Source organism: Streptomyces sp. CC208A (assembly GCF_030010625.1).
Classification (GTDB): Bacteria; Actinomycetota; Actinomycetes; order Streptomycetales; family Streptomycetaceae; genus Streptomyces.
On the sequence record NZ_JASCXN010000010.1, the window covers coordinates 37,065 to 60,545 of the forward strand.

A 23,481-nucleotide genomic window follows, 5' to 3' on the forward strand; every position below is an offset into this window, starting at 1 on the left:
GTCCGGCTTGCGGTGATATGGGGGCCTAAGTCTCGGAAGAACCAACGGGAGGCACTCCATGCGCGGAGCCACGCTCGCCAAGTGGGCCGCACTGGCCACCGCCGTCGCCCTCACGGCGACCGCCTGCGGCGACGGTGACGACAGCGGTGGCGGCGGAGGGGCCGACGGCATCGTGAGCTCCTCCTGGGGCGACCCGCAGAACCCGCTGGAACCGGCGAACACCAACGAGGTCCAGGGCGGCAAGGTCCTGGACATGATCTTCCGCGGCCTCAAGCGGTACAACCCGAAGACCGGCGCGGCCGAGGACATGCTCGCCGAGAAGATCGAGACCACCGACTCGATCAACTTCACCATCACCGTCAAGGACGGCTGGACCTTCTCCAACGGCGAGCAGGTCACCGCCCAGTCCTTCGTCGACGCCTGGAACTACGGCGCCGCCCTGAAGAACAACCAGAAGAACGCCTTCTTCTTCGGCCAGATCGAGGGCTACGACCAGGTCCACCCCGAGGAGGGCGAGCCCACCGCCGAGACCATGTCGGGCCTCAAGGTCACCGGCCCGCAGACCTTCACGGTCAAGCTCACCCAGAAGTTCTCGACCTGGCCCGACACCCTCGGCTACGCGGCCTTCGCCCCGCTCCCGAAGTCCTTCTTCGACGACCGCTCCGGCTGGCTGGCGAAGCCCGTCGGCAACGGCCCGTACACCATCGAGTCGTACGCCAAGGGCTCCCAGATGCAGCTCAAGCGCTGGGACGACTACCCCGGCGAGGACAAGGCCAAGAACGGCGGCATCACCCTCAAGGTCTACACGGACAACAACACCGCCTACACCGACCTGATCGCCGGCAACCTCGACCTCGTCGACGACGTCCCGGCCTCCCAGCTCAAGAACGTCTCCAACGACCTGGGCGACCGGTACATCAACACCCCGGCCGGCATCATCCAGACCCTCTCCTTCCCGTTCTACGACCCCGCGTGGAACAAGCCCGGCCAGGAGAAGCTCCGCCAGGGCCTGTCGATGGCCATCGACCGGAACCAGATCACCGAGACGATCTTCCAGAAGACCCGTACCCCCGCCGTCGACTGGACCTCCCCGGTCCTCGGCGAGGAGGGCGGCTACAAGAACGTCTGCGGCGACTTCTGCACGTACGACGCCGACGAGGCGAAGAAGCTCGTCGCGGAGGGCGGCGGCATCCCCGGCGGCACGATGAGGATCTCGTACAACGCCGACACCGGCTCCCACAAGGAGTGGGTGGACGCCGTCTGCAACTCCATCAACCGCGCCCTCGGCAACAACACGGCCTGCGTCGGCAACCCCATCGGCACCTTCGCCGACTACCGCAACCAGGTCACCACCCAGAAGATGACCGGACCCTTCCGGGCCGGCTGGCAGATGGACTACCCGCTCATCCAGAACTTCCTCCAGCCGCTGTACTACACCAACGCCTCCTCCAACGACGGCAAGTACAGCAGCCCGGAGTTCGACAAGCTCGTCAACGACGCCAACGCCGAGACGGACATCGGCAAGGCCGTCGGCATCTTCCAGCAGGCCGAGGAAGTCCTCCGCGACGACATGGCCGCCATCCCGCTCTGGTACCAGAACGGCAGCGCCGGCTACTCCACCCGGGTCGGGAACGTCTCCCTCAACCCCTTCAGCGTCCCGGTCTACAACGAGATCACGGTCAACTGACCGCTGAGCAGGCCGTAGCACATCGGCGCCGTACGGCCCGGCCCGCGGACCCCCGCCCGCGCCGGGCCGTACGCCTTCCCCAACCCCCGGAGCCCCCTCATGGGTCGATACGTGATCCGGCGGCTGCTGCAGATGATCCCGGTCTTCTTCGGCGCCACGCTGTTGATCTTCCTGATGGTGAACGTGATGGGCGACCCCATCGCCGGACTCTGCGGCGACCGAGCCTGCGACCCGGCGACCGCCGCCCAGCTGAGGAAGGAGTTCGGCCTCGACAAACCGGTCTGGCAGCAATACCTGACCTACATGGGCAACGTCTTCACCGGCGACTTCGGCACCGCCTTCAACGGGCAGCCCGTCACCGAGCTGATGGCCAGCGCCTTCCCGGTCACCATCCGGCTCACCATCGTCGCCATCCTCTTCGAGATCGTCATCGGCATCAGCCTCGGCGTGCTCACCGGCCTCAAGCGCGGCCGGCCCGTCGACACCTCCGTCCTGCTGCTGACCCTGGTCGTCCTCTCCGTCCCGACCTTCGTCACCGGCCTCCTCGTCCAGCTGCTCCTCGGCGTGAAGTGGGGCTGGATCAACCCGGCCGTCTCGCCCGAGGCGCCCTTCGACGAACTGATCGTCCCCGGCCTGGTCCTCGCCTCCGTCTCCCTCGCGTACGTCACCCGGCTCACCCGCACCTCGATCGCCGAGAACAAGCGCGCCGACTACGTCCGCACCGCCATCGCCAAGGGACTCCCGCGCCGCCGGGTCATCAGCCGCCACCTGCTGCGCAACAGCCTCATCCCGGTGGTGACCTTCATCGGCGCCGACATCGGCGCCCTCATGGGCGGAGCCATCGTCACCGAACGGATCTTCAACATCCACGGTGTCGGCTACCAGCTCTACCAGGGCATCGTCCGGCAGAACACCCAGACCGTGGTCGGCTTCGTGACGATCCTCGTCCTGGTCTTCCTGCTGGCCAACCTCCTGGTGGACCTCCTGTACGCCGTTCTCGACCCGAGGATTCGCTATGCCTGAGCCGTCAGAACCCGTCGAGGAGGGCCGCGCCATCGCCGCGACCGGCGCCGGGGGACCGACCGACCTCGCCATGGACGAGGCCGAGACCCTGGAGAAGACCCCGGGTGGCCCCAAGGGCACCGGAGCCGAGAAGAAACCCCGCTCCCTGTGGTCCGACGCCTGGCACGACCTGCGCCGCAACCCGGTCTTCATCATCTCCGGCCTGATCATCCTCTTCCTGGTGATCATCGCCATCTGGCCGTCCCTGATCGCCTCCGGCGACCCCCTCGACTGCGACCTCTCCAAGGCGCAGGAGGGCTCCCAGCCCGGCCACCCCTTCGGCTTCAACGGACAGGGCTGCGACGTCTACACCCGTACGGTCTACGGAGCCAGGGCCTCCATCCAGGTCGGCGTCCTCGCCACCCTCGGCGTCACGCTCCTCGGCTCCCTCCTCGGCGGCCTCGCCGGCTTCTACGGCGGCGGCTGGGACGCGATCCTCTCCCGGACCACGGACATCTTCTTCGCCATCCCCGTCATCCTCGGCGGCCTCGTCCTGCTCTCCGTCATCAGCAACAACACCATCTGGCCCGTGATCGGCTTCATCGTGCTGCTCGGCTGGCCACAGATCTCCCGCATCGCCCGCGGCTCGGTCATCACCGCCAAACAGAACGACTACGTGCAGGCCGCCCGCGCGCTCGGCGCCTCCAACTCCCGGATGCTGCTCCGGCACATCACGCCCAACGCCGTCGCGCCCGTCATCGTCGTCGCCACCATCGCGCTCGGCACCTACATCTCCCTGGAGGCGACGCTCTCCTTCCTCGGCGTCGGCCTGAAGCCCCCCACCGTCTCCTGGGGCATCGACATCTCCTCCGCGTCGCAGTACATCCGCAACGCCCCGCACATGCTGCTCTGGCCGGCCGGCGCGCTCGCGATCACCGTGCTCGCCTTCATCATGCTCGGCGACGCCGTCCGCGACGCCCTCGACCCCAAGCTGAGGTAGGGACCCATGCTGCTCGAAGTGCGCGACCTGCACGTGGAGTTCCACACCCGCGACGGTGTGGCCAAGGCCGTCAACGGCGTCAACTACTCCGTGGAGGCGGGGGAGACCCTCGCCGTCCTCGGCGAGTCCGGCTCCGGCAAGTCCGTCACCGCCCAGGCCGTCATGGGCATCCTCGACATGCCCCCCGGCAGGATCCCGAAGGGCGAGATCCTCTTCAAGGGACAGGACCTCCTCAAGCTGAAGGAGGACGAGCGGCGGCAGATCCGCGGCGCCAAGATGGCGATGATCTTCCAGGACGCGCTGTCCTCCCTCAACCCCGTGCTCAGCGTCGGCGAACAGCTCGGCGAGATGTTCGTCGTCCACCAGGGGATGAGCAAGAAGGACGCCCGCGCCAAGGCCGTCGAGCTGATGGACCGGGTCCGCATCCCCGCCGCCAGGGAACGCGTCGGCCAGTACCCCCACCAGTTCTCCGGCGGCATGCGCCAGCGCATCATGATCGCCATGGCGCTCGCCCTCGAACCCGAGCTGATCATCGCCGACGAGCCGACCACCGCCCTCGACGTCACCGTCCAGGCCCAGGTCATGGACCTCCTCGCCGAGCTCCAGCGCGAGTACAACATGGGTCTGATCCTCATCACCCACGACCTCGGCGTCGTCGCCGACGTCGCCGACAAGATCGCCGTGATGTACGCGGGACGGATCGTCGAGCAGTCCCCCGTCCACGAGATCTACAAGGCGCCCGCCCACCCCTACACCCGCGGCCTCCTCGACTCGATCCCGCGCCTGGACCAGAAGGGCCAGGAGCTGTACGCGATCAAGGGGCTCCCGCCCAACCTGCTCGCCATCCCGCCCGGCTGCGCCTTCCACCCGCGCTGCCCGATGGCCCAGGACGTCTGCCGCACCGACGTGCCCCCGCTGTACGAGGTCACCGAGTCACCCGTCCCGCGCACGAGCGCCTGCCACTTCTGGAAGGAGTGCCTCCATGGCTGAGGCGATTCTCCGGGTCCGGGACCTGCACAAGCACTACCCGCTCACCCAGGGCATCCTCTTCAAGAAGCAGGTCGGCGCGGTCCGGGCGGTCGACGGCGTCGACTTCGACCTCGCCGCCGGCGAGACCCTCGGCATCGTCGGCGAGTCCGGCTGCGGCAAGTCGACCGTCGCGAAGATGCTGGTCAACCTGGAGCGGCCGACCTCCGGCTCCATCCTGTACAAGGGCGAGGACATCGCCAAGCTCTCCCCGCGCGCCCTCAAGGCGGTCCGCCGCAACATCCAGATGGTCTTCCAGGACCCGTACACCTCGCTCAACCCCCGGATGACGGTCGGCGACATCATCGGCGAGCCGTACGAGATCCACCCCGAGGTCGCGCCCAAGGGCGACCGGCGCCGCAAGGTCCAGGACCTCCTCGACGTCGTCGGCCTCAACCCCGAGTACATCAACCGCTACCCGCACCAGTTCTCCGGCGGCCAGCGCCAGCGCATCGGCATCGCCCGCGGCCTCGCCCTCCAGCCCGAGATCATCGTCGCCGACGAGCCGGTCTCCGCCCTCGACGTCTCCGTCCAGGCCCAGGTCGTCAACCTGCTCGACCGCCTCCAGGCCGAGTTCTCCCTCTCGTACGTCTTCATCGCCCACGACCTGTCCATCGTGCGCCACATCTCCGACCGCGTCGGCGTCATGTACCTCGGCCGGATCGTGGAGATCGGCACCGACACCCAGATCTACGACCACCCCACCCACCCCTACACCCAGGCGCTGCTCTCCGCCGTGCCCGTGCCGGACCCCGAGGCCCGCGCCCACCGCGAGCGGATCCTCCTCGCCGGCGACGTGCCCTCCCCGGCCAACATCCCCTCCGGCTGCCGCTTCCGCACCCGCTGCTGGAAGGCGCAGGAGCGGTGCGCGCTGGAGGTCCCGCTGCTCGCCGTCCCGGCCGTCTTCCGTCTCACCGACAGCCCGGCCAAGCACGACTCCGCCTGCCACTTCGCCGAGGAGAAGCGGGTCGTCCCGCCGGAGGAGACCCTTCCCCACCCGGACCCGCTGCCGGAGGGCCCGGCCCCGGAGGCGGCGGCCCGCGAGGCGGAGCGGGAGAGGCGGGAGGAGGGGGGCGAGGGTCCGGAGGGGCCCGAGGACTCGGGGGGCACGAAGTCACTCTGACGGCCCCGGCCGCTTAACGCCCCGGCAACTCCCGGGAATTGGATCCGATATACGAATATTGGATCCGATGCGGCCGCGGGTGCCGTCGGCCGGCGAGGGCCCCTCGGGCCCCCGCCGGCCGTTACCCCCTCCACCCCGGCCCACCCGTTCCGCGGAACCGCTTGTCCCGGTCGCCCCCGACCGTGAGGATCGGGCCCGTGACTGTGACACGACCGGCACGTCTCACCGGCGCCGCGCTCGCCGCCGTACTCGCGCTCGTCCCCTTCGTCTGGATCCTGTGCGACCTCGCCGCCCTCGGCTCGCCCGGGGACCTGCTCCGGTACTGGGCGGGCGACCGGTTCAGGCTCACCCGCGTCCGGGCGTCCACCACCCTGCTCGACCCGCTCCTCTGCCTCGCCGCCGCCGTCACCGCCCTCGCGGCCCTCCGCTCCCGGCACGCCGCCGCCGCGCTCGCCGCCACCGGCGCCGTCACCCTCGCCGTACGCCTCCCCGGCCTCTGGACCCACGGCACAGGACCCCTCGTCACCGCCCTGACCGAACTCGCCCTCGCCGCCGGCCTCCTCGTCACCGCCCTCGCGGGCCGCCGCCCCCCCACCGAGCCGGACGAGCGGACCCCGACCCGGCCGCGCACCGGACCCGCCGTCACCGCAGGGGTCCTGCTGGCCGTCGCCGCCCTCGTCCTGCTCGCCCGGGAGGCGGAGCTGGCCGGCCGGGCCGCCCCCGGGACCGCCGTCGACCGCTTCACCGGCGGCCGGTCCGTGCCCGGCGCCGCGCTCGGCGTGCCGCCCGGCTGGCTCGCCGCCGTCCTCGCCGGCCTCTGCCTGGCCGCCGCCGTCTCCGCCTTCGCCACCGCCCGGCACACCCGCCCCCTCGGCCTCCTCGCCGGCGGCCTCCTGTGTGCCACGGGCCTCGCCGAGACCGTCCGGACGGCCCGTCTCCACCTCCACCACGACGTTTGGTACGTCACCGCCCCGCAGCTGGACCGTCCCGGCCTCGCCGCCGCGCTCTACGGCGTGCTCGCCGGGGCCGCCGTCCTCGCCCTCCTCGCCGGGCGCGGCGCCCCCGACGCCGCGCCCGCCCCCAAGGCCCCGGCGGCGACCCCGCCGCCGCCCTACCCGCGGCCGCCCGGCTGGTGACCGGGGAAGCCGCCGAGCGACCGCTTCAGGAAGTCGACCTGGAGCAGCAGCAGGTTCTCCGCCACCTGTTCCTGCGGGGTCATGTGGGTCACCCCCGACAGCGGCAGCACCTCGTGCGGCCGGCCCGCCGCGAGCAGCGCCGACGACAGCCGCAGCGCGTGCGCCACCACCACGTTGTCGTCCGCGAGCCCGTGCACGACCATCATCGGCCGGGCCGGCTCCTCCGGCGCCGACAGACCGTCGTCGGTGAGCAGCGACTGCGCCGCGTACACCTCGGGCTCCGCCTCCGGGGTGCCGAGGTACCGCTCGGTGTAGTGGGTGTCGTACAGCCGCCAGTCCGTCACCGGCGCCCCCACCACCGCCGCGTGGAAGACGTCCGGCCGCCGCAGCACCGCGAGCCCCGCCAGATAGCCGCCGAACGACCAGCCCCGCACCGCCACCCGGCCCAGGTCGAGCGGGAACCGCTCCGAGAGCGCCCGCACCGCCTCCACCTGGTCCTCCAGCGTCACCGTGAAGTCCCGCAGCACCGCCTTCTCCCAGGCGGGCGAGCGCCACGGCGTCCCCCGGCCGTCCGCCACCACCACCGCGAAGCCCTGCTCGGCGAACCACTGCGAGGTCAGGTGCGCGTTGTGCGCGGCGACCACCCGGGGCCCGTGCGGGCCGCCGTACGGATCCATCAGCACCGGCAGCGGCCCGTGCCCCTCCTCGTACCAGGACGGCAGCAGCACCGCGCAGGGGATCCGCCGCCCGCCCGCCTCCGTGAACACCGGCCGGGCCCGCAGCGGCGGTTCGACCGCGTACGAGCCCACCACCGCCACCCGCTTCCCGTCGCGCAGCACCCGCGCCACCGCGCCCGGCGCGTCCGGCCGCGAGGAGACGAGCACGGTCACCGCCCCCGAACGGACCGCCCCGTGCCAGCCCGCGCCCTCCGAGACCCGCTCCACGCCGCCCGCCGACACCCGGTAGACGTGCGCCTCGCCGGTCTCCGGGGCCTCGGCCGCCTCGCCCGCCGACGCCGACACCAGGACGTCGTCCTCGCCCACGTCGAGCACCGCCCGCACGTGCAGCCGGGCGTCCGTCAGCGTCTCGTCACCGACCGAAAGCGCCCGCGCCCCGGTCCTGTCGCCGATGTGTACGAGGCGCCCCTCCGGCGACCACGCGGGCACCCCCGGCAGCAGCTCCAGCCAGGCGGGGTCCTCCTCGGCCCGCACCGTCTCCGTCGCGCCCGAGGCCGTGTCCACCGCGAGCACCCGCTGGCTCCGCTGGCCCCTGGCCTGCACGAGCAGCAGCGGCGCACCAGCCGACGACCAGTGCACGCGCGCGAGGTAAGGGAATTCCTCCCGGTCCCACACCACTTCGGTACGGGAGCCGTCGAGGTCGTACAGGAACAGCCGCACCTCCGCGTCGGGCGTCCCCGCCGCCGGGTACGCCACCCGCTGCGGCTCGCGCTCCGGATGCGCCGGGTCCGCGATGAACCAGCGGCGCACCGCCCGGTCGTCCACGCGGGCCACCAGGAGCCGGTCCGAGCCGGGGGACCACCAGAAACCGCGGTCCCGGCCCATCTCCTCCGATGCGATGAATTCGGCCAATCCGTAGGTGCTGTGCCCGTCCTCCGGAACCGCCAGTTCCACATCACCGGAACCGTCCGCTCCGACCACCCGGAGCGCGCCCTCCGACACGTACGCCACCCGCCGCCCGTCCGGCGAGGGACGCGGGTCGATCACCGGCCCCGGCACCGGCAGCTCCCGCGCGGTCCCGGCCCGCAGCTCCGCCGTGAACAGCCGCCCGGACAGGGCGAACGCCGCGAGCTCCACCGCCGCGTCCACCGCGTACCCGACGATCCCCGCCGACCCCTCCCGGCTGCGCTCGCGCCGGGCCCGCTCCTCCGGGGACAGCTCCTCCTCGGCCCCCGCGAGCAGCGCCGACGGCTCCGCGACGACCCGCTCCACCGGCTCCCCGCCGTCCGCCGGCAGGTCGAGCACCCACAGCGCGTGCGTCCGGTCCGTGCCCGAACCGGAGCGCACGAAGACGATCCGCTCCCCGTCCGGGGAGACCGAGAAACCGCGCGGCACCCCCAGGCCGAACCGCTGGGTCCGGGCGTGCAGGCGCGGGAAGGAAAGCCCCACGGGTGGGGCGGACGAGTGCTGCTGAGACATGGTCATACGGCTGAAAGTAGCGCTGTACGCCCCCTCTGTGCGCCCGTACGCCGATCGATGCGAGGGCACGGATAGTTATGATCCGTAGCGCTTGGTGGGTGCCCCTCCGTGGGTATGCACGTGGGGATGCACACGTGGGCGACCGCCGGGCACCTGCCCGAGGGCTCGACCGCGCCCGCACCGACCGCACGCACCGCCCGCACGAACAACTGCCCGACCCATGCTCGAAAATCCGACCGAAGGTGGAGGTGAACCGCCGTGGCACTCTCGCTCCAGATCTCCGTGGTGGTGCTGCTGGCGATCGTCGTCTTCCTGCTGATCCGGAAATCCGGACTCAAAGCCGGACACGCCGTGGTCTGCGCGCTCCTGGGCTTCTACCTGGCCAGCTCCTCCCTCGCCGACTCCATCACCACCCTCACCACCAACGTGGCGAGCATGATCGCCGGGCTCAAGTTCTGACCCGGGCGGTCACCGGCGGCCCCGCCTCGTAGGGTGGGGCCATGACCGATCTCCCCGCCCGTCGTCTGCTCCTCGTGCACGCGCACCCCGACGACGAGTCGATCAACAACGGCGCCACCATGGCCCGGTACGCGGCCGAAGGCGCCCTTGTCACCCTGGTCACCTGCACCCTCGGCGAGGAGGGCGAGGTCATCCCGCCCGGCCTCGCCCACCTGGCCCCCGACCGCGAGGACCGCCTCGGCCCCCACCGCGCCGGCGAACTCGCCGCCGCCATGGCCGCCCTCGGCGTCACCGACCACCGCTTCCTCGGCGGTGCGGGCCGCTTCCGTGACTCCGGCATGATGGGCGTCCCCCAGAACGAGCGCGAGAACGCCTTCTGGAACACGGACGTGGACACCGCCGCCGACCACCTCGTCGAGGTCATCCGCGAGACCCGCCCCCAGGTCCTCGTCACCTACGACCCCGACGGCGGCTACGGCCACCCCGACCACATCCAGGCCCACCGCGTCGCCATGCGCGCCGCCGACCTCGCCGCGGACCCCGGCCACCGCCCCGAGCTCGGCCCCGCCCACACCATCGCCAAGATCTACTGGAACCGGGTCCCCCGCCCCGTCGCCGAGGCCGGCTTCGCCCGCCTGGCCGCCGAGGGCTCCGCCTTCCCGAAGGACGCCGTGATCGACGACGTCCCCGGCGTCGTCGACGAGGAGCGCGTCACCGCCGAGATCGACGGCGGCGACCTCGCGGCGGCGGACTCGTACGCGGCCCGCAAGAGCGCCGCCATGGCCGCCCACGCCACCCAGGTCGCCGTCGACGGCCCCTGGTTCGCCCTCTCCAACGACCTCGGCCAGCCCCTCTTCACCACCGAGTACTACGAACTCGTCCGCGGCACCTCCGGCGCCCCCGAAGGCCGGCGCGAGACCGACCTCTTCGCGGGCCTCCCCGACGGCGGGGGGACGACCGGCGCCGGGAAGACGGCCGACGGTGGGAAGACGGCCGACGGTGGAGAGGCGACCGCCGACGGGGAGGCGACCGGCCGATGACCACCTCCGCCGCCCCCCGGTACGCCGCCTACGCCGGCCTTCTCGTCCTCGGCTTCCTCGTCGGCACCGCCGGAGCCCTCGTCCAGGCCGCCTGGTTCCCCCTCGGCCTGCTCCTCGCCCTCCTCGCCACCGCCGCCCTCTTCTACGGCGGCATGCGCGCCACCGGCACCCAGATCGGCCTCGCCGCGGCCGGCGGCGGCTGGCTGCTCGCCGTCGTCCTGCTGAGCTTCGGCCGACCCGAGGGGGACGGGATCTTCGGCGGCGGCCTCGGCGAGCTGCTCTTCCTCTTCGGGGGCATGGCCGCTGCTGTGATCTGCGCCACTGTCGGCAGGCCGCCGCAGAACCTTCCGTAGGGTCCCTTCGAGCGGCCGGACTTCCCACCGGGCGGATAACCGGCGGCGCCGGACAGTATGGTGGTGCGCGCCGCCGAACCGCCCGGGACAGTACGAGCATCAGCAAGAGCGGGCGGCGGAGCCAACCGGGAGATCCTGCTTTGAGTCGTGAAACTGGTCGAGAGACCGACACTTCGTCCTCCGGCGCCCAGGGACGCGGCGGGGCCGCCTACCCGTCGGGCACCCAGCCGTACGGATCCCGCCAGTATCCGTCGCTCCACCCGGCGCAGGACGCGCCGGAGGCCGCCTCCGCCGCGCCCGCGCCGCCGGAGGAGCCGAAGACCGAGACCACCCTGACCACCCGGATCCGCATCAACATTCCGGGTTCGCGGCCGATCCCGCCGGTCGTGGTCCGCAAGCCGGTCGCGGGGGCGTCCGACGACGCCGCCCCGGCCGAGCCGGAGCAGTCCGCCCCGGCCCCCGAGCCCGAGCCGGAACCGGCGGCCCCCGCCCCGGCCGCGCCCGAGCCGCAGGCCGCCGCCGAGGCCCCCAAGGCCAAGGAGACCAGCGACTGGTTCGCGCCGCGCAAGAGCACCGGCGCGACCCCCGCGGGCGGCACCCCCGCCGCCCCGGCGGCCCCTGCTCCCGCGCCCGGCCCCGGTCCCGGTCCCAAGGCTCCCGCCCCCGGCCCCAAGGCCCCCGCACCCAAGGCCCCCGGCGGCCCGCAGACCCCCGGCACCGGCTTCGCGGGCTCCGCGACCGCCGGCGTGCCCACGGTCGGCAGCACGCCCTCCAGCCGCCCCGTCAGCAACCCGCTGTACGACACCGGCACCCTCCCCGGCTACGACGGCACCCCGGCGGCCGGCACGCCGATGTACGACGGCCCTCAGCCCGGCCCCACGCCGCCGTACGACGGCACGCCCCCGGCCGGCACCCCCCGCTACGACGGCCAGCCCACGGGACCCACCACGGGCCCGGCCAGTGGCCTCGCCGACCTCGGCGGCGGCGCGCCCGCACGGCCCGCCGCGCCCCAGCGCCCGGCCGGCCCCGCACAGGGCGCCCCCGCCCCGGGCGCTCCCATGCCGGGCGGCCCCGGACCGTACGGAGCGGCCGGTGCGCCGCGCATGTCCGACGACACCGCGATCCTGACGCCCCAGCAGCCCGCCCCCGCCCCCGCCCCCGTGCCCGGCCCGGGCGCGGGCGTTCCGGGTGCCGGCGGCCCCGGCGGTCAGGTCTCCGGCGACACCCTCACGAGCGGCATCCCGGTCGTGCCCCCGGCGGACGGCCGCCCCGACCCGGCGCCGCGCGTCGACGGGCACCGGAACCCGCCGCCCGGCATGCAGACCCCCGCGCCGAGGCCCGCACCGGCTCCCAAGCCGGCCCCCAGGCCCGCACCGGCCAAGAAGGGCCGCTCCAAACTGGTCCTCGCCGCCGTCGCGGTCGTCGGCATCGCCGGCGTCGCCTACGGCGCCGGACTCCTCCTCAACCACTCCGACGTCCCCAAGGGCACCACCGTCCTCGGCGTCGACATCGGCGGCGGCACGAAGGAGGAGGCCGTCAACAAGCTGGAGAAGACCCTCGGCAAGCGCGCCGCGACCCCGCTCCAGCTCAGCGTCGACGGCAAGAAGATCCAGCTCGCGCCCGACAAGGCCGGACTCTCCCTGGACAGCCAGGAGACCGTCAGGGGCGCCGCGGGCAGCGACTACAACCCGGTCTCGGTGATCGGCTCCCTCTTCGGCGGCGAGCGCGTCGCCAAGCCGGTCTTCCCGGTGGACGACGAGAAGCTCGCCGTCGCCCTGCGGGACCTCGCCGGCACCTCCTCCTCGGCGACCGAGGCGACGATCCTGTTCGCCCCGAACAAGGTCACCGCCGTCGAGGGCAAGCCCGGAAAGGGCCTCGACATCCAGCGCTCGATGATCTCCGTCAAGGACGCCTTCCGCGCCCAGGTCGAGACGGGCGTCAACAAGGTCGTCGAACTCCCCGTCAGCGTCCGGCAGCCCACCGTCAGCAAGGCCGAACTGGACCGGGCGATGAAGGAGTTCGCCCAGCCCGCGATGTCCGGCCTGATCACGATCCAGGCCGGCGGCAAGGCCATCGACTTCGGCCCGGCCCGCTCGCTGCCGCAGATCCTCTCCATGAAGGCCGTCGACGGCCACCTGGTGGAGGTCTACGACAAGAAGGCGATCACCCGCCTCCTCGACGGCGTCTTCGACGGCGTCATGATCACCAAGGGCGACGGCTCGAAGCACGAGGTCTCCGCCGACGACGTCGCCTTCGTCATGCGCGACGCCCTCCGCGGCAAGACCAAGGCCGAGCGCACCGCGACGATCGACCTGACCGGCAACGGCTGATCCGCGGCCCGTCCGCGTCCGCCCGAGCGACCCCCGCCCTCCCCGGAGGCCGGGGGTCGCCGCGTACGCTCGCCCCCGTGATCACTCAGGAGCTCTCCGACGCCGAGGTCGCCGCTGCCGCCGCCCGCGCCGGCGCCGAGGTCGTGCGCCGCCTCCACGGCCAGGACCTCGACCGGGTCGACAAGGGCGGGGGCGACTTCGCGACCGCCGCCGACCTGGCGTCCGAGCGCGCCGCCCTCGACGTCCTGAGGACCGCCCGCCCCGACGACGCCGTCCTCGGCGAGGAGGGCGGGCAGCGGGGGGAGGCGACCAACCCCCGCCAGTGGCTCGTGGATCCCCTCTGCGGCACCCTCAACTACGCCGTCGGGAACAAGCTCGTCGCCGTCAACGTGGCCCTGCGCGGCGGCGCGGCCGCCGTGGCCGACCCCTTCGGCGGCGAGGACGGCGAGGTGTTCCGTACCGACGGCACGCGCGCGTGGGGACCCGACGGGGCGCTCCTGGCGCCCACCGCCGCCACCGGCCTCGTCGACGTGAACCTCGACCCGCCGTTCCCCGGTGCCCCCGGCTTCCGCGCCGTCGACCTCCTCGCCCACCCCGACTTCACGGCCGGTTTCCGCCCCCGCGTGGTCTCCACCTCGCTCGCGCTCGCCTGGGTGGCGGCGGGCAGGCGGGCCGCGTACGTCACCGACGGCGGCGACCTGTCCGACAGCGTCCACTTCGCCGCCGGCATCGCCCTGTGCCGGGCCGCCGGCTGCGTCGTCACCGGCCTCGACGGCACCCCCCTGGGGGAGGGGCCCACGCGCGGTCTCGTGGCGGCCGCCGACGCCACCACCCACGCCCGCCTGATGGCGATGATCCGCGAGCCCCGGCCTAGTTGAGCCGCGCCCGTGCCGCCCGCGCCTTGTGCCGGATCGCGGTGGCGGAGTCCGGGTCCACCGCGTCCATGATCTGGGCGTACGCCTCCATCTCCGCCGCCCCGGCGAGGAAGTCGCCGCGCTGGACGAGGAGTTCCGCCCGCTCGTAGCGGAGGCGGGCCGGGTGGGAGGGGAGCAGCAGGGCGAGCTCCACCGCCCACAGGGCCACGTCGGAGCGCTCGGGCCGGGGGGTCGCCCAGGCGCGGATGTTGTTGAGGATCCGCAGCACGATCGCGCCGGGCTCGGCGGGCCGCAGCATCGAGCGGTCCAGGGCCTCGCCGGTCGCGCTCGCCACCAGGAGCTCCGCGTCCTCGGCGGTCATCGGGCGGCCGCCCGCGAAGGGGTCGGCCAGGTCGAGAGCGGCCGGGTCGCCGAAGCCGACGACGAAGTGGCCGGGCAGCCCGAGCCCGTAGACGGGGGCACCGGCCCGCCGGGCCACCTCCATCCACACCACGGACAGCAGGATCGGCAGCCCCCGGCGCCGGCGCAGCACCTCGTGGAGCAGGGAGGACTCAAGGCGCTGGTAGTCGGCGGGCACGCCCTCGAAGCCCTCGCGCCCACCGAGGAGCGCCGCCAGTGCGTCCTTCCACGCGCCGGTGAGGCGGGTGCCGTAGGGGACGAGCCCGGCGAGCCGGTCGAGCTCCATGTCGGCCTCGACCAGGTCGTGCTCGGTGAGGGTGGGGTCGGCCACGGCGCAGATCAGCAGACAGAGCCGGGCGAGGTCGGGCCGCTCGGCCCGGGCCTCCTCCGCGAACTCCCGCCGCCGGTCGGGGCGGCCGGGTCGCTCGGGTCGCCCGGGGGGATCTTCCGCGCTCACGCCGCGCTCACGCCTCCGCCCGCCCGTGGTGCCGGTAGTGGTGGTAGTGGTGGTGCACCGCGAAGTCCATCCCCTCGTAGAGCGCCCGCGCGCCGTCGTTGTCGGCCTCGACCTGGAGCCAGGCCGCCGACGCGCCCTCGTCGAGGGCCTGCCGGGCGAGGGCGGTCATGACGGCGGTGGCCAGCCCCCGGCGACGGTGGCCGGGGTCGACCTCTATCGCCATGAACCCCGCCCAGCGGCCGTCGACGACACAGCGGCCGATGGCCGCCGGCACCTCTCCCGTGCCCGCCACGGAGGCGAACCACACACTCGGCCCCGAGGAGAGCACCTGCCGCACCACCGGGCTCGCCCCCGTGAACCGCTGGTAGCGGCGCAGCCACGGCTCGTCGAGCGTCCGGCCGATGCGTACGGCTCCGGCGTCCGCGTCCAGGTCGGCGAGGGGCGCGAGGGCGGCGGTCCGCAGTTCGGCGGTGACCTCGCGGCGCCAGCCGAGCCGTTCGAGCTCGGCGCAGAGCAGCTCCTGGGTGCCCTCGGCGCCGGTGGCGGCCTGCACGTACGCGGGCAGCTCCCGGGCCGCGTACCACTCCCGTACGACCTCCAGCGCCTCGGCGACGGGCAGCCCGGGATCGCCCTCCGGGAGCACCGAGTTGGCCCGCCGGGTGAAGCCCACCCGTCGCCCGGCCACCGCCCCTCCCGGACGGGCTTCGCCCGGCCCCTCCTGAATCGCGGCCCGCAGGGTCCACTCGCCGAGCCGCTCGGTCTCGACCGGCTGCCACGCGCGTGCGGCGACCCGCGAGAGCTCCGGGAAGGTGGCGGCGGGGCCCCGGCGGCGGGCGGGTGCGGGAGGCGCGATCTTGCCCGCGACCAGGCGGAGTTCCGGGATGCGGACGGCCTCGCCGCTCTTCCGTGTGATCGTGATCACACCACCGTCCCAGGAAGTGAGAACCCCGACCGCGTCGCTGAACCGTTCACCCGCCGACACGGAGTCCGTCACATACCGAACGGAGACACGTTTTCCCACGTCAGCGCTGGTGACACGGACCTCAAGCCGTCCTCCGCCGGTGATTTCCACAGCTTCTGCGCCCCTCCTGTTCGGATCGCCCTCAAGAACGGAGATACTAGGTGCGGGCATCGACGACACCGCGCTCCCGCGCAGACCAGCCCTACCGAGGAGGAACGACAGCGTGACCTACGTCATCGCGCAGCCTTGTGTCGACGTCAAGGACAAGGCTTGCATCGAGGAGTGCCCCGTCGACTGCATCTACGAGGGCAAGCGATCTCTCTACATCCACCCGGACGAGTGCGTCGACTGTGGAGCCTGTGAGCCGGTCTGCCCGGTCGAGGCGATCTTCTACGAGGACGACACCCCGGAGGAGTGGAAGGACTACTACAAGGCGAACGTCGAGTTCTTCGACGAGCTCGGTTCGCCCGGTGGCGCCTCCAAGCTCGGCGAGATCGAGCGCGACCACCCCTTCATCGCCGCCCTGCCGCCGCAGAACGGCTGATCTTTCGTTGTAAACCGCTCCCGGTCCCGTACGGCTCCGCCGCCGTACGGGACCGACGCGTATCGCGTACGTACGAGGAAGTGAGCCAACCCGTGAGCGCAGTCTCTTCGCGCCTGCCCGCCTTCCCCTGGGACAAGCTGGAGCCGTACAAGAAGACGGCCCTGGCGCACCCGGACGGGATCGTGGACCTGTCGGTCGGCACCCCGGTCGACCCCGTCCCCGCGCTGATCCGGGAGGCTCTGGTGGCCGCGGCGGACTCGCCGGGCTATCCCACGGTCTGGGGCACGCCCGCGCTGCGCGACGCGCTCACCGGCTGGTGCGAGCGGCGCCTCGGCGCGGTCGGCCTCACCCACGAGAACGTGCTGCCGGTGGTCGGCTCCAAGGAGCTCGTCGCCTGGCTGCCGACCCAGCTCGGCCTCGGCGCCGGCGACCGGGCGGCGTACCCGCGGCTCGCCTACCCGACGTACGAGGTCGGCGCGCGGCTCTGCGGCGCGGAGCCCGTCGTCTACGACGACCCTACGGAGCTCGACCCGGCCGGCCTGAAGCTCCTCTGGCTCAACTCCCCCTCCAACCCGACCGGCAAGGTCCTCGCCAAGGAGGAACTGGTCCGGATCGTGGCCTGGGCGCGCGAGCACGGGATCCTCGTCTTCTCCGACGAGTGCTACCTGGAGCTGGGCTGGGAGGCCGACCCGGTGTCGGTGCTGCACCCGGACGTCTGCGGCGGCTCGTACGAGGGGATCGTGGCCGTCCACTCGCTCTCCAAGCGCTCCAACCTGGCCGGCTACCGGGCCGCGTTCATCGCCGGTGACGCGGCCGTCCTCGGCGAGCTGCTCCAGATCCGCAAGCACGGCGGCATGATGACCGCCGCGCCCGTCCAGGCCGCCACGGTCGCCGCCCTCGGCGACGACGCGCACGTCGCGGAGCAGCGCGAGCGGTACGCGGCCCGGCGCGCCGCCCTGAAGGCCGCCCTGGAGTCCCACGGCTTCCGCATCGAGCACTCCGAGGCGAGCCTCTACCTGTGGGCGACCCGTGACGAGCCCTGCTGGGACACGGTGGCGTACCTGGCGGAGAAGGGCGTCCTGGTGGCCCCGGGCGACTTCTACGGCGAGGCGGGCGCCCGCTTCGTCCGGGTGGCCTTCACGGCGACGGACGAGCGGGTCGAGGCGGCGGTCAAGCGCCTCGGCTGACGACGACGGCCGACGACGACGGCTGACGGCGGCCGACGGCGGCCGACGGCCGGACGGTACGGCGAAGGGCCCGGGACGCGCACGCGCCCGGGCCCTTCCGCGTACCGACGGACGCGTACCGGCGGTTCAGCCGACGGTTCAGCCGATGGGCAGGCCGCCGAGCATCTGGCCGGCCGGGACGCCGCCCAGCGCGCCGCCCGCCGGGGTGCTGCCGGTGCTCTGGGCGGCGGCGCCGGCGGTCTGACCGAGGGCCTGGCCCGTGCTGCCCGCGGTCTCGCCCGCGATCTTCTGGGCCGCCGGGGTGGCGGTCTTGCCCGCCGCGCCCACGGCCGAACCGGCGGCCGGGACGGCCGTGCCGACGGCCTCGCTGCCGGTGGCCCCGGCGACCCCGGTCGCGGTCCGCGAGGCACCGTCGACGGCCGAGCCCGCGTCGGCGGCGTCGAGAGCGGTCAGACCACCGAGCGCGCCGGCCGGGGCCAGGCCGGGCTCAAGGGCGCTCGCGGAGCCGGCCGCACCGACCACGGGGGCTGCGCCGGCCGCGACGATCAGGGCGGCACGGGCGATCCGGCGGGTCATGGAGAGGGACATGGTGCTCCTTCGACGGAAGAGACGGTCAGGACGTTTGCGTCTGCGGGCTGCACAACCGAGGCGGGGGCGGGGGAGGTTGCGGGCGTCGAAGGTAAAGGCTGGGTAATGGGTCGTATTGTCAGGTGGGGAGGAAAGCGGACGAACGCCGCGTGCGGCTCTGCCGCGCCGAACCGTCACTCCTCAGGTGCCCCAAGCCCCCCGCAGCCCTCACGCACCCCACGGTCCGGGCGCCCCGGCCCCGCCTCGATCCCCCCGACCCGGGCGACTCCCCGCACACCAGTCCACTCCCTGGGGAACGGATGCCCCCACGGCCCGGTGCGGGCCCGGCGGTGTGGTGTCAGCGGGCCAGACGGAGGCGGACCGAGGAGGCGGCCGGGGAGCCGGCGGCCGAAGAGGAGAGCGACTCCCAGCCGCCGCCCGAGTCGTCCGCGCGCCAGACCCTGCCCCCGTACGAGACCTCCGCGACCCGCAGCGCCTCCGAGCGTGCCACCGCCCACTGCGCCAGCTCCCAGCCGCGCCGCTCAGGGCCCCGGACGGGCACGACGAGGACGGCGGGCTCCGCGGCGGAGCGCCCCGCGCTGGCGCCGCCGGAGACGGAGGTGGGCGCCGCGGTCTCGCCGAAGGCCCGTACCAGCTCCTTACGGACGAGGGCGGGGTCGCCGGGGCGGCCCTCCCTGACGTCCGCCGTGCACGACAGCGCGGCCGGCGTCCGGCCGGTCAGCGCCGCGGACAGCAGCGTCGCGTCCGGCTCGTGCTTCGCGTACGCCTGCGGGAAGCCGCTCTTCTGGACCTTCTGCGCCGCCACCGTCAGCGGCAGCCGCGAGTAGCCCGGGACCTTCTCCAGGCCTTCGTAGAACTTCCCCGCCGAGTACACGGGATCCATGATCTGCTCCGGCGTGCCCCAGCCCATCGACGGACGCTGCTGGAAGAGGCCGAGCGAGTCCCGGTCGCCGTAGTCGATGTTGCGGAGCGCCGACTCCTGGAGCGCGGTCGCGAGCGCGATCGTCACCGCCCGCTCCGGCAGCCCCCGCGAGGTCCCCACCGCCGCGATCGTCGCCGCGTTCGACGCCTGCTCGGGGGTGAACTCGTACCGGTCGGCCCCGCTGCCCACCGCGCAGCGGGGCGCGCCCTTGCTCCCGGTCACCTGGTGGACGGCGATGTACGACGCGAGGCCGCACAGGACGGCGAGAGCGGCGGCCGAACGGGCGAGACGGCCGCGGCGGGCGGGGCGGGGGGAGTCGGACACGGCCCCCACCGTACTGGAGGCCGGGTTAGGGTCGGCATATGGCTGACAACATCCCGCCGGCGACCCCGCTCGACCTCTCCCTGGACGGGGCCGCGCTCACCGCCGCGCTCGTCGACTTCCCCTCCGTCAGCGGGACCGAGAAGCCGCTCGCCGACGCCATCGAGCAGGCACTGCGCGCCCTGCCCCACCTCACCGTCGACCGCCACGGCAACAACGTCGTCGCCCGGACCGCCCTCGGCCGTGCCGAGCGGGTCGTCCTCGCCGGCCACATCGACACCGTGCCGATCGCCGACAACGTGCCGTCCCGGCTCGACGGGGACGGCGTCCTGTGGGGCTGCGGCACCTCCGACATGAAGTCCGGCGTCGCCGTCCAGCTCCGGATCGCCGCCACCGTTCCCGAGCCCAACCGGGACCTCACCTTCGTCTTCTACGACAACGAGGAGGTCGCCGCCCACCTCAACGGCCTCGGGAAGATCGCCGAAGCCCACCCCGAGTGGCTGGAGGGCGACTTCGCCGTCCTCCTGGAGCCCTCCGACGGCCAGGTCGAGGGCGGCTGCCAGGGCACCCTCCGCGTCATCCTGCACACCACCGGCGAGCGCGCCCACTCCGCCCGCTCCTGGATGGGCTCCAACGCCGTCCACGCCGCCGCGCCGATCCTCGCCCGCCTCGCCGCCTACGAGCCGCGCAAGCCGGTCATCGACGGCCTGGAGTACCACGAGGGGCTCAACGCGGTCGCGATCCAGGGCGGCGTCGCCACCAACGTCATCCCCGACGTCTGCACGGTCACGGTCAACTACCGCTACGCGCCCGACCGCTCCCCGGCCGAGGCGCTCGCGCACGTCCGCGAGGTCTTCGCCGACTGCGGCGTCGCCGAGTTCACCGTCGACGACGAGAGCCCGGGTGCCCTGCCCGGCCTCTCCCACCCGGCCGCCCAGGCGTTCATGAAGGCCGTCGGCGGCACCGCCATGCCGAAGTTCGGCTGGACCGACGTCTCCCGCTTCAGCGCGCTCGGCGTGCCCGCCGTCAACTACGGCCCGGGCGACCCGTTCTACGCGCACAAGCGGGACGAGCACGTGCACGTCGACCGGATCCACCACTGCGAGGCGCGGCTCCGCGACTGGCTGACCGCCCGTCTCCCGTAATTTCGCCTTTCGTCACCTCAGGAGTCCTACGCTGGCCCGACAGCAAGAAAGATCGTGGATCGGCGGAGGGAGCAGGCCATGGGCATTCCCGAGGGAATCGCGAAGCCGGAGGAGCAGCGGCTCGGTCCGGTGCTGAGGCGGAGGGACCAGGTCCAGCCGGGCACCACGGACCAGCGGCTGCTCGACACCGAGGGCGACTCGGCCTGGGTGCACACCGACCCCTGGCGGGTCATGCGGATCCAGTCCGAGTTCGTCGAGGGCTTCGGCGCCCTCGCCGAACTGCCGAGCGCGATCAGCGTCTTCGGCTCGGCCCGGACGAAGCCGGACTCGCCCGAGTACGAGGCGGGGGTACGGCTCGGCCGGGCGCTCGTCGAGGCCGGCTTCGCGGTCATCACGGGCGGCGGCCCGGGCGCCATGGAGGCGGCCAACAAGGGCGCCCGGGAGGCGAAGGGCATCTCGGTCGGCCTCGGCATCGAGCTCCCCTTCGAGCAGGGGATCAACCAGCACGTCGACATCGGCGTGAACTTCCGGTACTTCTTCGTCCGCAAGACGATGTTCGTGAAGTACGCGCAGGGCTTCGTCGTCCTGCCCGGCGGCCTCGGCACCCTCGACGAGCTCTTCGAGGCGCTGACCCTGGTGCAGACCCGCAAGGTGACCCGCTTCCCGATCGTGCTCTTCGGCAGCGCGTACTGGAAGGGTCTCGTCGACTGGCTGAAGGACTCGGTCGTCGCCGGCGGCAAGGCGTCCGAGCACGACCTGCTCCTCTTCCACGTCACGGACGACGTGGAGGAGGCGGTGTCGCTGGTCAGCAAGGAGGTCGGCCGCTAGGCCCCGTCCGGCGGCGGTCGCGGCGGCGGGGCCGGAGTGTCAGGCCAGGCCCCGCCGGGCCACCGCGGGCTCGCGGTGGCCCGCGATGGACGCCACCATGTCCAGGACCTGCCTCGTCTCCGCGACCTCGTGGACGCGGTACACCCGCGCCCCCAGCCACGCGGAGACGGCGGTCGTCGCCAGCGTCCCGAGGACCCGCTCCTTCACCGGCCGGTCCAGCGTCTCGCCGACGAAGTCCTTGTTGGAGAGCGACACGAGTACCGGCCAGCCGGTCGCGGCCATCTCGCCGAGGCGGCGGGTCGCCTCCAGGCTGTGCCGGGTGTTCTTCCCGAAGTCGTGGCCCGGGTCGATCATGATGCCGTCCCGCCGCACCCCCAGCGCGACCGCCCGTTCGGCCAGGCCCACGGTCACCCGCAGGATGTCGGCCATGACGTCCTCGTACTCGACCCGGTGCGGCCGGGTGCGCGGCTCGGCACCGCCCGCGTGGGTGCAGACGAGCCCGGCGCCGTACTTCGCGGCGACCTCCGCGAGCCGCGGGTCGACCCCGCCCCAGGCGTCGTTCAGGAGGTCCGCGCCGGCCTCGCAGACCGCCTCGCCGACGTCCGCCCGCCAGGTGTCGACGCTGATCACCACGTCGGGGTGGCGGCGGCGGACCTCGGCGACGAAGCCGACCGTGCGGCGGGCCTCCTCCTCGGCCGTGACCTCCTCGCCGGGGCCGGCCTTGACGCCGCCGATGTCGATGATCGCGGCGCCCTCGGCCACCGCCTGCTCGACCCGGGCGAGCGCCGGCTCGTCGCGGAAGGTGGCGCCCCGGTCGTAGAAGGAGTCCGGGGTCCGGTTCACGATCGCCATGATCACCGGCTCGTGCGGCCCGAATTCACGCCGTCCCAAGCGCAGCATCCCTTTTGTTCTCCCTCGTGACCCGTCGGCGGCGTTCCTGTGAAGCCGTCTGCGACCCTAACCGTCGGTGGCGCATGGCACGATCGGCACGGGACGTTTTCCACTCCGGGGAGAGGCGCGCTGGTGTTCTGGTTCCTGCTCATCACGATGGTCGTGGTCGTCGCGGCCGTGACCCTCGCCGTGGTCGGCGGCGGCGACAGCGAGGTGCTGCCCGACGCGGCCCCCGAGCAGCTGGTGGACCCGCTGCCGCTGAGCCGCCCGGTCGACCGGGCGGACGTCGAGGCGCTGCGGCTGCCGGTGGCCGCCCGCGGCTACCGCATGGAGGACGTCGACGACGTCCTGGACCGGCTCGCCGCGGAGCTCGCCGAGCGCGACGCCCGGATCGCCGACCTCGAGTCGGCCCTCGCGGGCAGAGCGGCCGGCGAGCCGGACGAGGGCGGGGAGCGATGAGCGGCGGGGCGATCCCCGGCCCCGACGGGCTGCCGCGCTGCCCCTGGGGCCTGTCCACCGAGGACTACGTGGCCTACCACGACGAGGAGTGGGGCCGCCCGGTCCACGGCGACGACGCCCTCTTCGAGCGGCTCTGCCTGGAGGCCTTCCAGTCGGGCCTGTCCTGGATCACGATCCTGCGCCGCCGGGAGGGCTTCCGCCGCGCCTTCGCGGACTTCCGCATCGAGAAGGTCGCCGGCTTCGGCGACGCCGACCGCGAGCGGCTCCTCGCCGACGAGGGCATCATCCGCAACCGCGCCAAGATCGACGCGACCCTCGCCAACGCGCGCCTGCTAGCCGACTGGTCCCCGGGCGAACTGGACGCCCTGATCTGGTCGTACGCCCCCGATCCCGCGGCCCGCCCGGCCCCCCGCACCCTCGCGGACGTCCCGGCCGTCACCGACGAGTCCACGGCCCTGTCGAAGGCCCTGAAGAAGCGCGGCGTCCGCTTCGTCGGCCCGACGACGGCCTACGCCCTCATGCAGGCGTGCGGCCTGGTCGACGACCACCTGGCGGACTGCGCGGCCCGGGGCGGACGCTAGTCCGCCCCCGG

The 23,481-nt window shown here is 73.3% G+C and carries 23 protein-coding genes; 17 read left to right on the forward strand and 6 right to left on the reverse strand.

All coding sequences use genetic code 11. The features are described from left to right. The first annotated feature begins 58 nt into the window (after positions 1-58). The 6 genes from QK442_RS13450 (at position 59) to QK442_RS13475 (ending at position 6,974) form a co-directional block, all read left to right on the forward strand. A complete protein-coding gene (locus tag QK442_RS13450; RefSeq protein ID WP_282694151.1) occupies positions 59-1,687 on the forward strand; it encodes an ABC transporter substrate-binding protein in 1,629 nt (542 codons plus the stop codon). A 99-nt stretch (positions 1,688-1,786) separates the two neighbouring features. Beyond that, positions 1,787-2,710, forward strand: a complete 924-nt coding sequence (locus QK442_RS13455; protein WP_282694152.1) for an ABC transporter permease — start codon at positions 1,787-1,789, stop codon at positions 2,708-2,710. Next, positions 2,703-3,689: an ABC transporter permease gene (locus QK442_RS13460; protein WP_282694153.1), complete on the forward strand. Its 987-nt coding sequence runs from the start codon at positions 2,703-2,705 to the stop codon at positions 3,687-3,689. The genes QK442_RS13455 and QK442_RS13460 overlap by 8 nt, the downstream gene beginning before the upstream one ends. Positions 3,690-3,695: 6 nt before the next feature. Then, a complete protein-coding gene (locus tag QK442_RS13465) occupies positions 3,696-4,679 on the forward strand; it encodes an ABC transporter ATP-binding protein (RefSeq protein WP_282694154.1) in 984 nt (327 codons plus the stop codon). Next, positions 4,672-5,838, forward strand: a complete 1,167-nt coding sequence (locus QK442_RS13470) for a dipeptide ABC transporter ATP-binding protein (protein WP_282694155.1) — start codon at positions 4,672-4,674, stop codon at positions 5,836-5,838. Before QK442_RS13465 ends, QK442_RS13470 begins: the two co-directional genes overlap by 8 nt. A 197-nt stretch (positions 5,839-6,035) precedes the next feature. Further along, the gene (locus QK442_RS13475; protein WP_282694156.1) at positions 6,036-6,974 is read left to right on the forward strand and encodes a hypothetical protein; all 939 of its coding nucleotides are present in this window, start codon (positions 6,036-6,038) and stop codon (positions 6,972-6,974) included. On the opposite strand, the gene QK442_RS13480 is transcribed toward QK442_RS13475, so the two are convergent. Then, entirely contained in the window at positions 6,950-9,136 is a 2,187-nt protein-coding gene (locus QK442_RS13480) for a prolyl oligopeptidase family serine peptidase (RefSeq protein ID WP_282694157.1), read from the reverse strand. The genes QK442_RS13475 and QK442_RS13480 overlap by 25 nt on opposite strands. A gap of 252 nt (positions 9,137-9,388) precedes the next feature. Here QK442_RS13480 and QK442_RS13485 point away from each other — a divergent pair, with 252 nt between their 5' ends. From QK442_RS13485 to QK442_RS13505, 5 genes are all read left to right on the forward strand, one after another. Continuing rightward, on the forward strand, positions 9,389-9,589 hold the full coding sequence (locus QK442_RS13485; RefSeq protein ID WP_282694158.1) for a hypothetical protein: 201 nt from the start codon (positions 9,389-9,391) through the stop codon (positions 9,587-9,589). Positions 9,590-9,630: 41 nt separating this feature from the next. Then, positions 9,631-10,629 carry an N-acetyl-1-D-myo-inositol-2-amino-2-deoxy-alpha-D-glucopyranoside deacetylase gene (mshB, locus tag QK442_RS13490; protein WP_282694159.1) on the forward strand — a complete coding sequence of 333 codons (999 nt, stop codon included), beginning with the start codon at positions 9,631-9,633 and terminating at the stop codon, positions 10,627-10,629. Beyond that, positions 10,626-10,982 (forward strand): DUF6113 family protein, encoded by a 357-nt coding sequence (locus tag QK442_RS13495; protein ID WP_282694160.1) that lies wholly within the window; start codon positions 10,626-10,628, stop codon positions 10,980-10,982. Before mshB ends, QK442_RS13495 begins: the two co-directional genes overlap by 4 nt. A gap of 851 nt (positions 10,983-11,833) precedes the next feature. After that, on the forward strand, positions 11,834-13,312 hold the full coding sequence (locus QK442_RS13500) for a hypothetical protein (protein ID WP_282694282.1): 1,479 nt from the start codon (positions 11,834-11,836) through the stop codon (positions 13,310-13,312). 77 nt (positions 13,313-13,389) lie between these two features. Next, the gene (locus QK442_RS13505) at positions 13,390-14,190 is read left to right on the forward strand and encodes an inositol monophosphatase family protein (protein ID WP_282694161.1); all 801 of its coding nucleotides are present in this window, start codon (positions 13,390-13,392) and stop codon (positions 14,188-14,190) included. Here QK442_RS13505 and QK442_RS13510 read toward each other — a convergent pair. Further along, positions 14,183-15,043 (reverse strand): transglutaminase-like domain-containing protein, encoded by an 861-nt coding sequence (locus tag QK442_RS13510; RefSeq protein WP_282694162.1) that lies wholly within the window; start codon positions 15,041-15,043, stop codon positions 14,183-14,185. The genes QK442_RS13505 and QK442_RS13510 overlap by 8 nt on opposite strands. Before the next feature lie 7 nt (positions 15,044-15,050). Continuing rightward, complete coding sequence (locus QK442_RS13515; protein ID WP_282694163.1) at positions 15,051-16,115, reverse strand: GNAT family N-acetyltransferase; 1,065 nt, start codon at positions 16,113-16,115, stop codon at positions 15,051-15,053. Between the two features lie 112 nt (positions 16,116-16,227). Here QK442_RS13515 and fdxA point away from each other — a divergent pair, with 112 nt between their 5' ends. Together fdxA and QK442_RS13525 are read left to right on the forward strand one after the other, a co-directional pair. Continuing rightward, complete coding sequence (gene fdxA / locus QK442_RS13520; protein WP_015035968.1) at positions 16,228-16,548, forward strand: ferredoxin; 321 nt, start codon at positions 16,228-16,230, stop codon at positions 16,546-16,548. A gap of 92 nt (positions 16,549-16,640) precedes the next feature. After that, the gene (locus QK442_RS13525; protein ID WP_282694164.1) at positions 16,641-17,735 is read left to right on the forward strand and encodes a bifunctional succinyldiaminopimelate transaminase/glutamate-prephenate aminotransferase; all 1,095 of its coding nucleotides are present in this window, start codon (positions 16,641-16,643) and stop codon (positions 17,733-17,735) included. A 138-nt stretch (positions 17,736-17,873) separates the two neighbouring features. Here the strand turns inward: QK442_RS13525 and QK442_RS13530 are convergent, their stop codons facing one another. Next, on the reverse strand, positions 17,874-18,323 hold the full coding sequence (locus QK442_RS13530) for an ATP-binding protein (protein WP_282694165.1): 450 nt from the start codon (positions 18,321-18,323) through the stop codon (positions 17,874-17,876). Positions 18,324-18,660: 337 nt separating this feature from the next. After that, complete coding sequence (locus QK442_RS13535; RefSeq protein ID WP_282694166.1) at positions 18,661-19,578, reverse strand: hypothetical protein; 918 nt, start codon at positions 19,576-19,578, stop codon at positions 18,661-18,663. Positions 19,579-19,607: 29 nt separating this feature from the next. Here QK442_RS13535 and dapE point away from each other — a divergent pair, with 29 nt between their 5' ends. Beyond that, on the forward strand, positions 19,608-20,711 hold the full coding sequence (gene dapE, locus QK442_RS13540) for a succinyl-diaminopimelate desuccinylase (protein ID WP_282694167.1): 1,104 nt from the start codon (positions 19,608-19,610) through the stop codon (positions 20,709-20,711). Between the two features lie 78 nt (positions 20,712-20,789). After that, on the forward strand, positions 20,790-21,539 hold the full coding sequence (locus tag QK442_RS13545) for a TIGR00730 family Rossman fold protein (protein WP_282694168.1): 750 nt from the start codon (positions 20,790-20,792) through the stop codon (positions 21,537-21,539). 39 nt (positions 21,540-21,578) lie between these two features. On the opposite strand, the gene folP is transcribed toward QK442_RS13545, so the two are convergent. Further along, positions 21,579-22,439 carry a dihydropteroate synthase gene (gene folP / locus QK442_RS13550; protein WP_282694169.1) on the reverse strand — a complete coding sequence of 287 codons (861 nt, stop codon included), beginning with the start codon at positions 22,437-22,439 and terminating at the stop codon, positions 21,579-21,581. Positions 22,440-22,562: 123 nt separating this feature from the next. Between folP and QK442_RS13555 the strand changes: the two genes are divergently transcribed. After that, entirely contained in the window at positions 22,563-22,889 is a 327-nt protein-coding gene (locus tag QK442_RS13555) for a DivIVA domain-containing protein (protein WP_282694170.1), read from the forward strand. Next, complete coding sequence (locus QK442_RS13560; RefSeq protein ID WP_282694171.1) at positions 22,886-23,470, forward strand: DNA-3-methyladenine glycosylase I; 585 nt, start codon at positions 22,886-22,888, stop codon at positions 23,468-23,470. The genes QK442_RS13555 and QK442_RS13560 overlap by 4 nt, the downstream gene beginning before the upstream one ends. Positions 23,471-23,481: the final 11 nt, after the last annotated feature.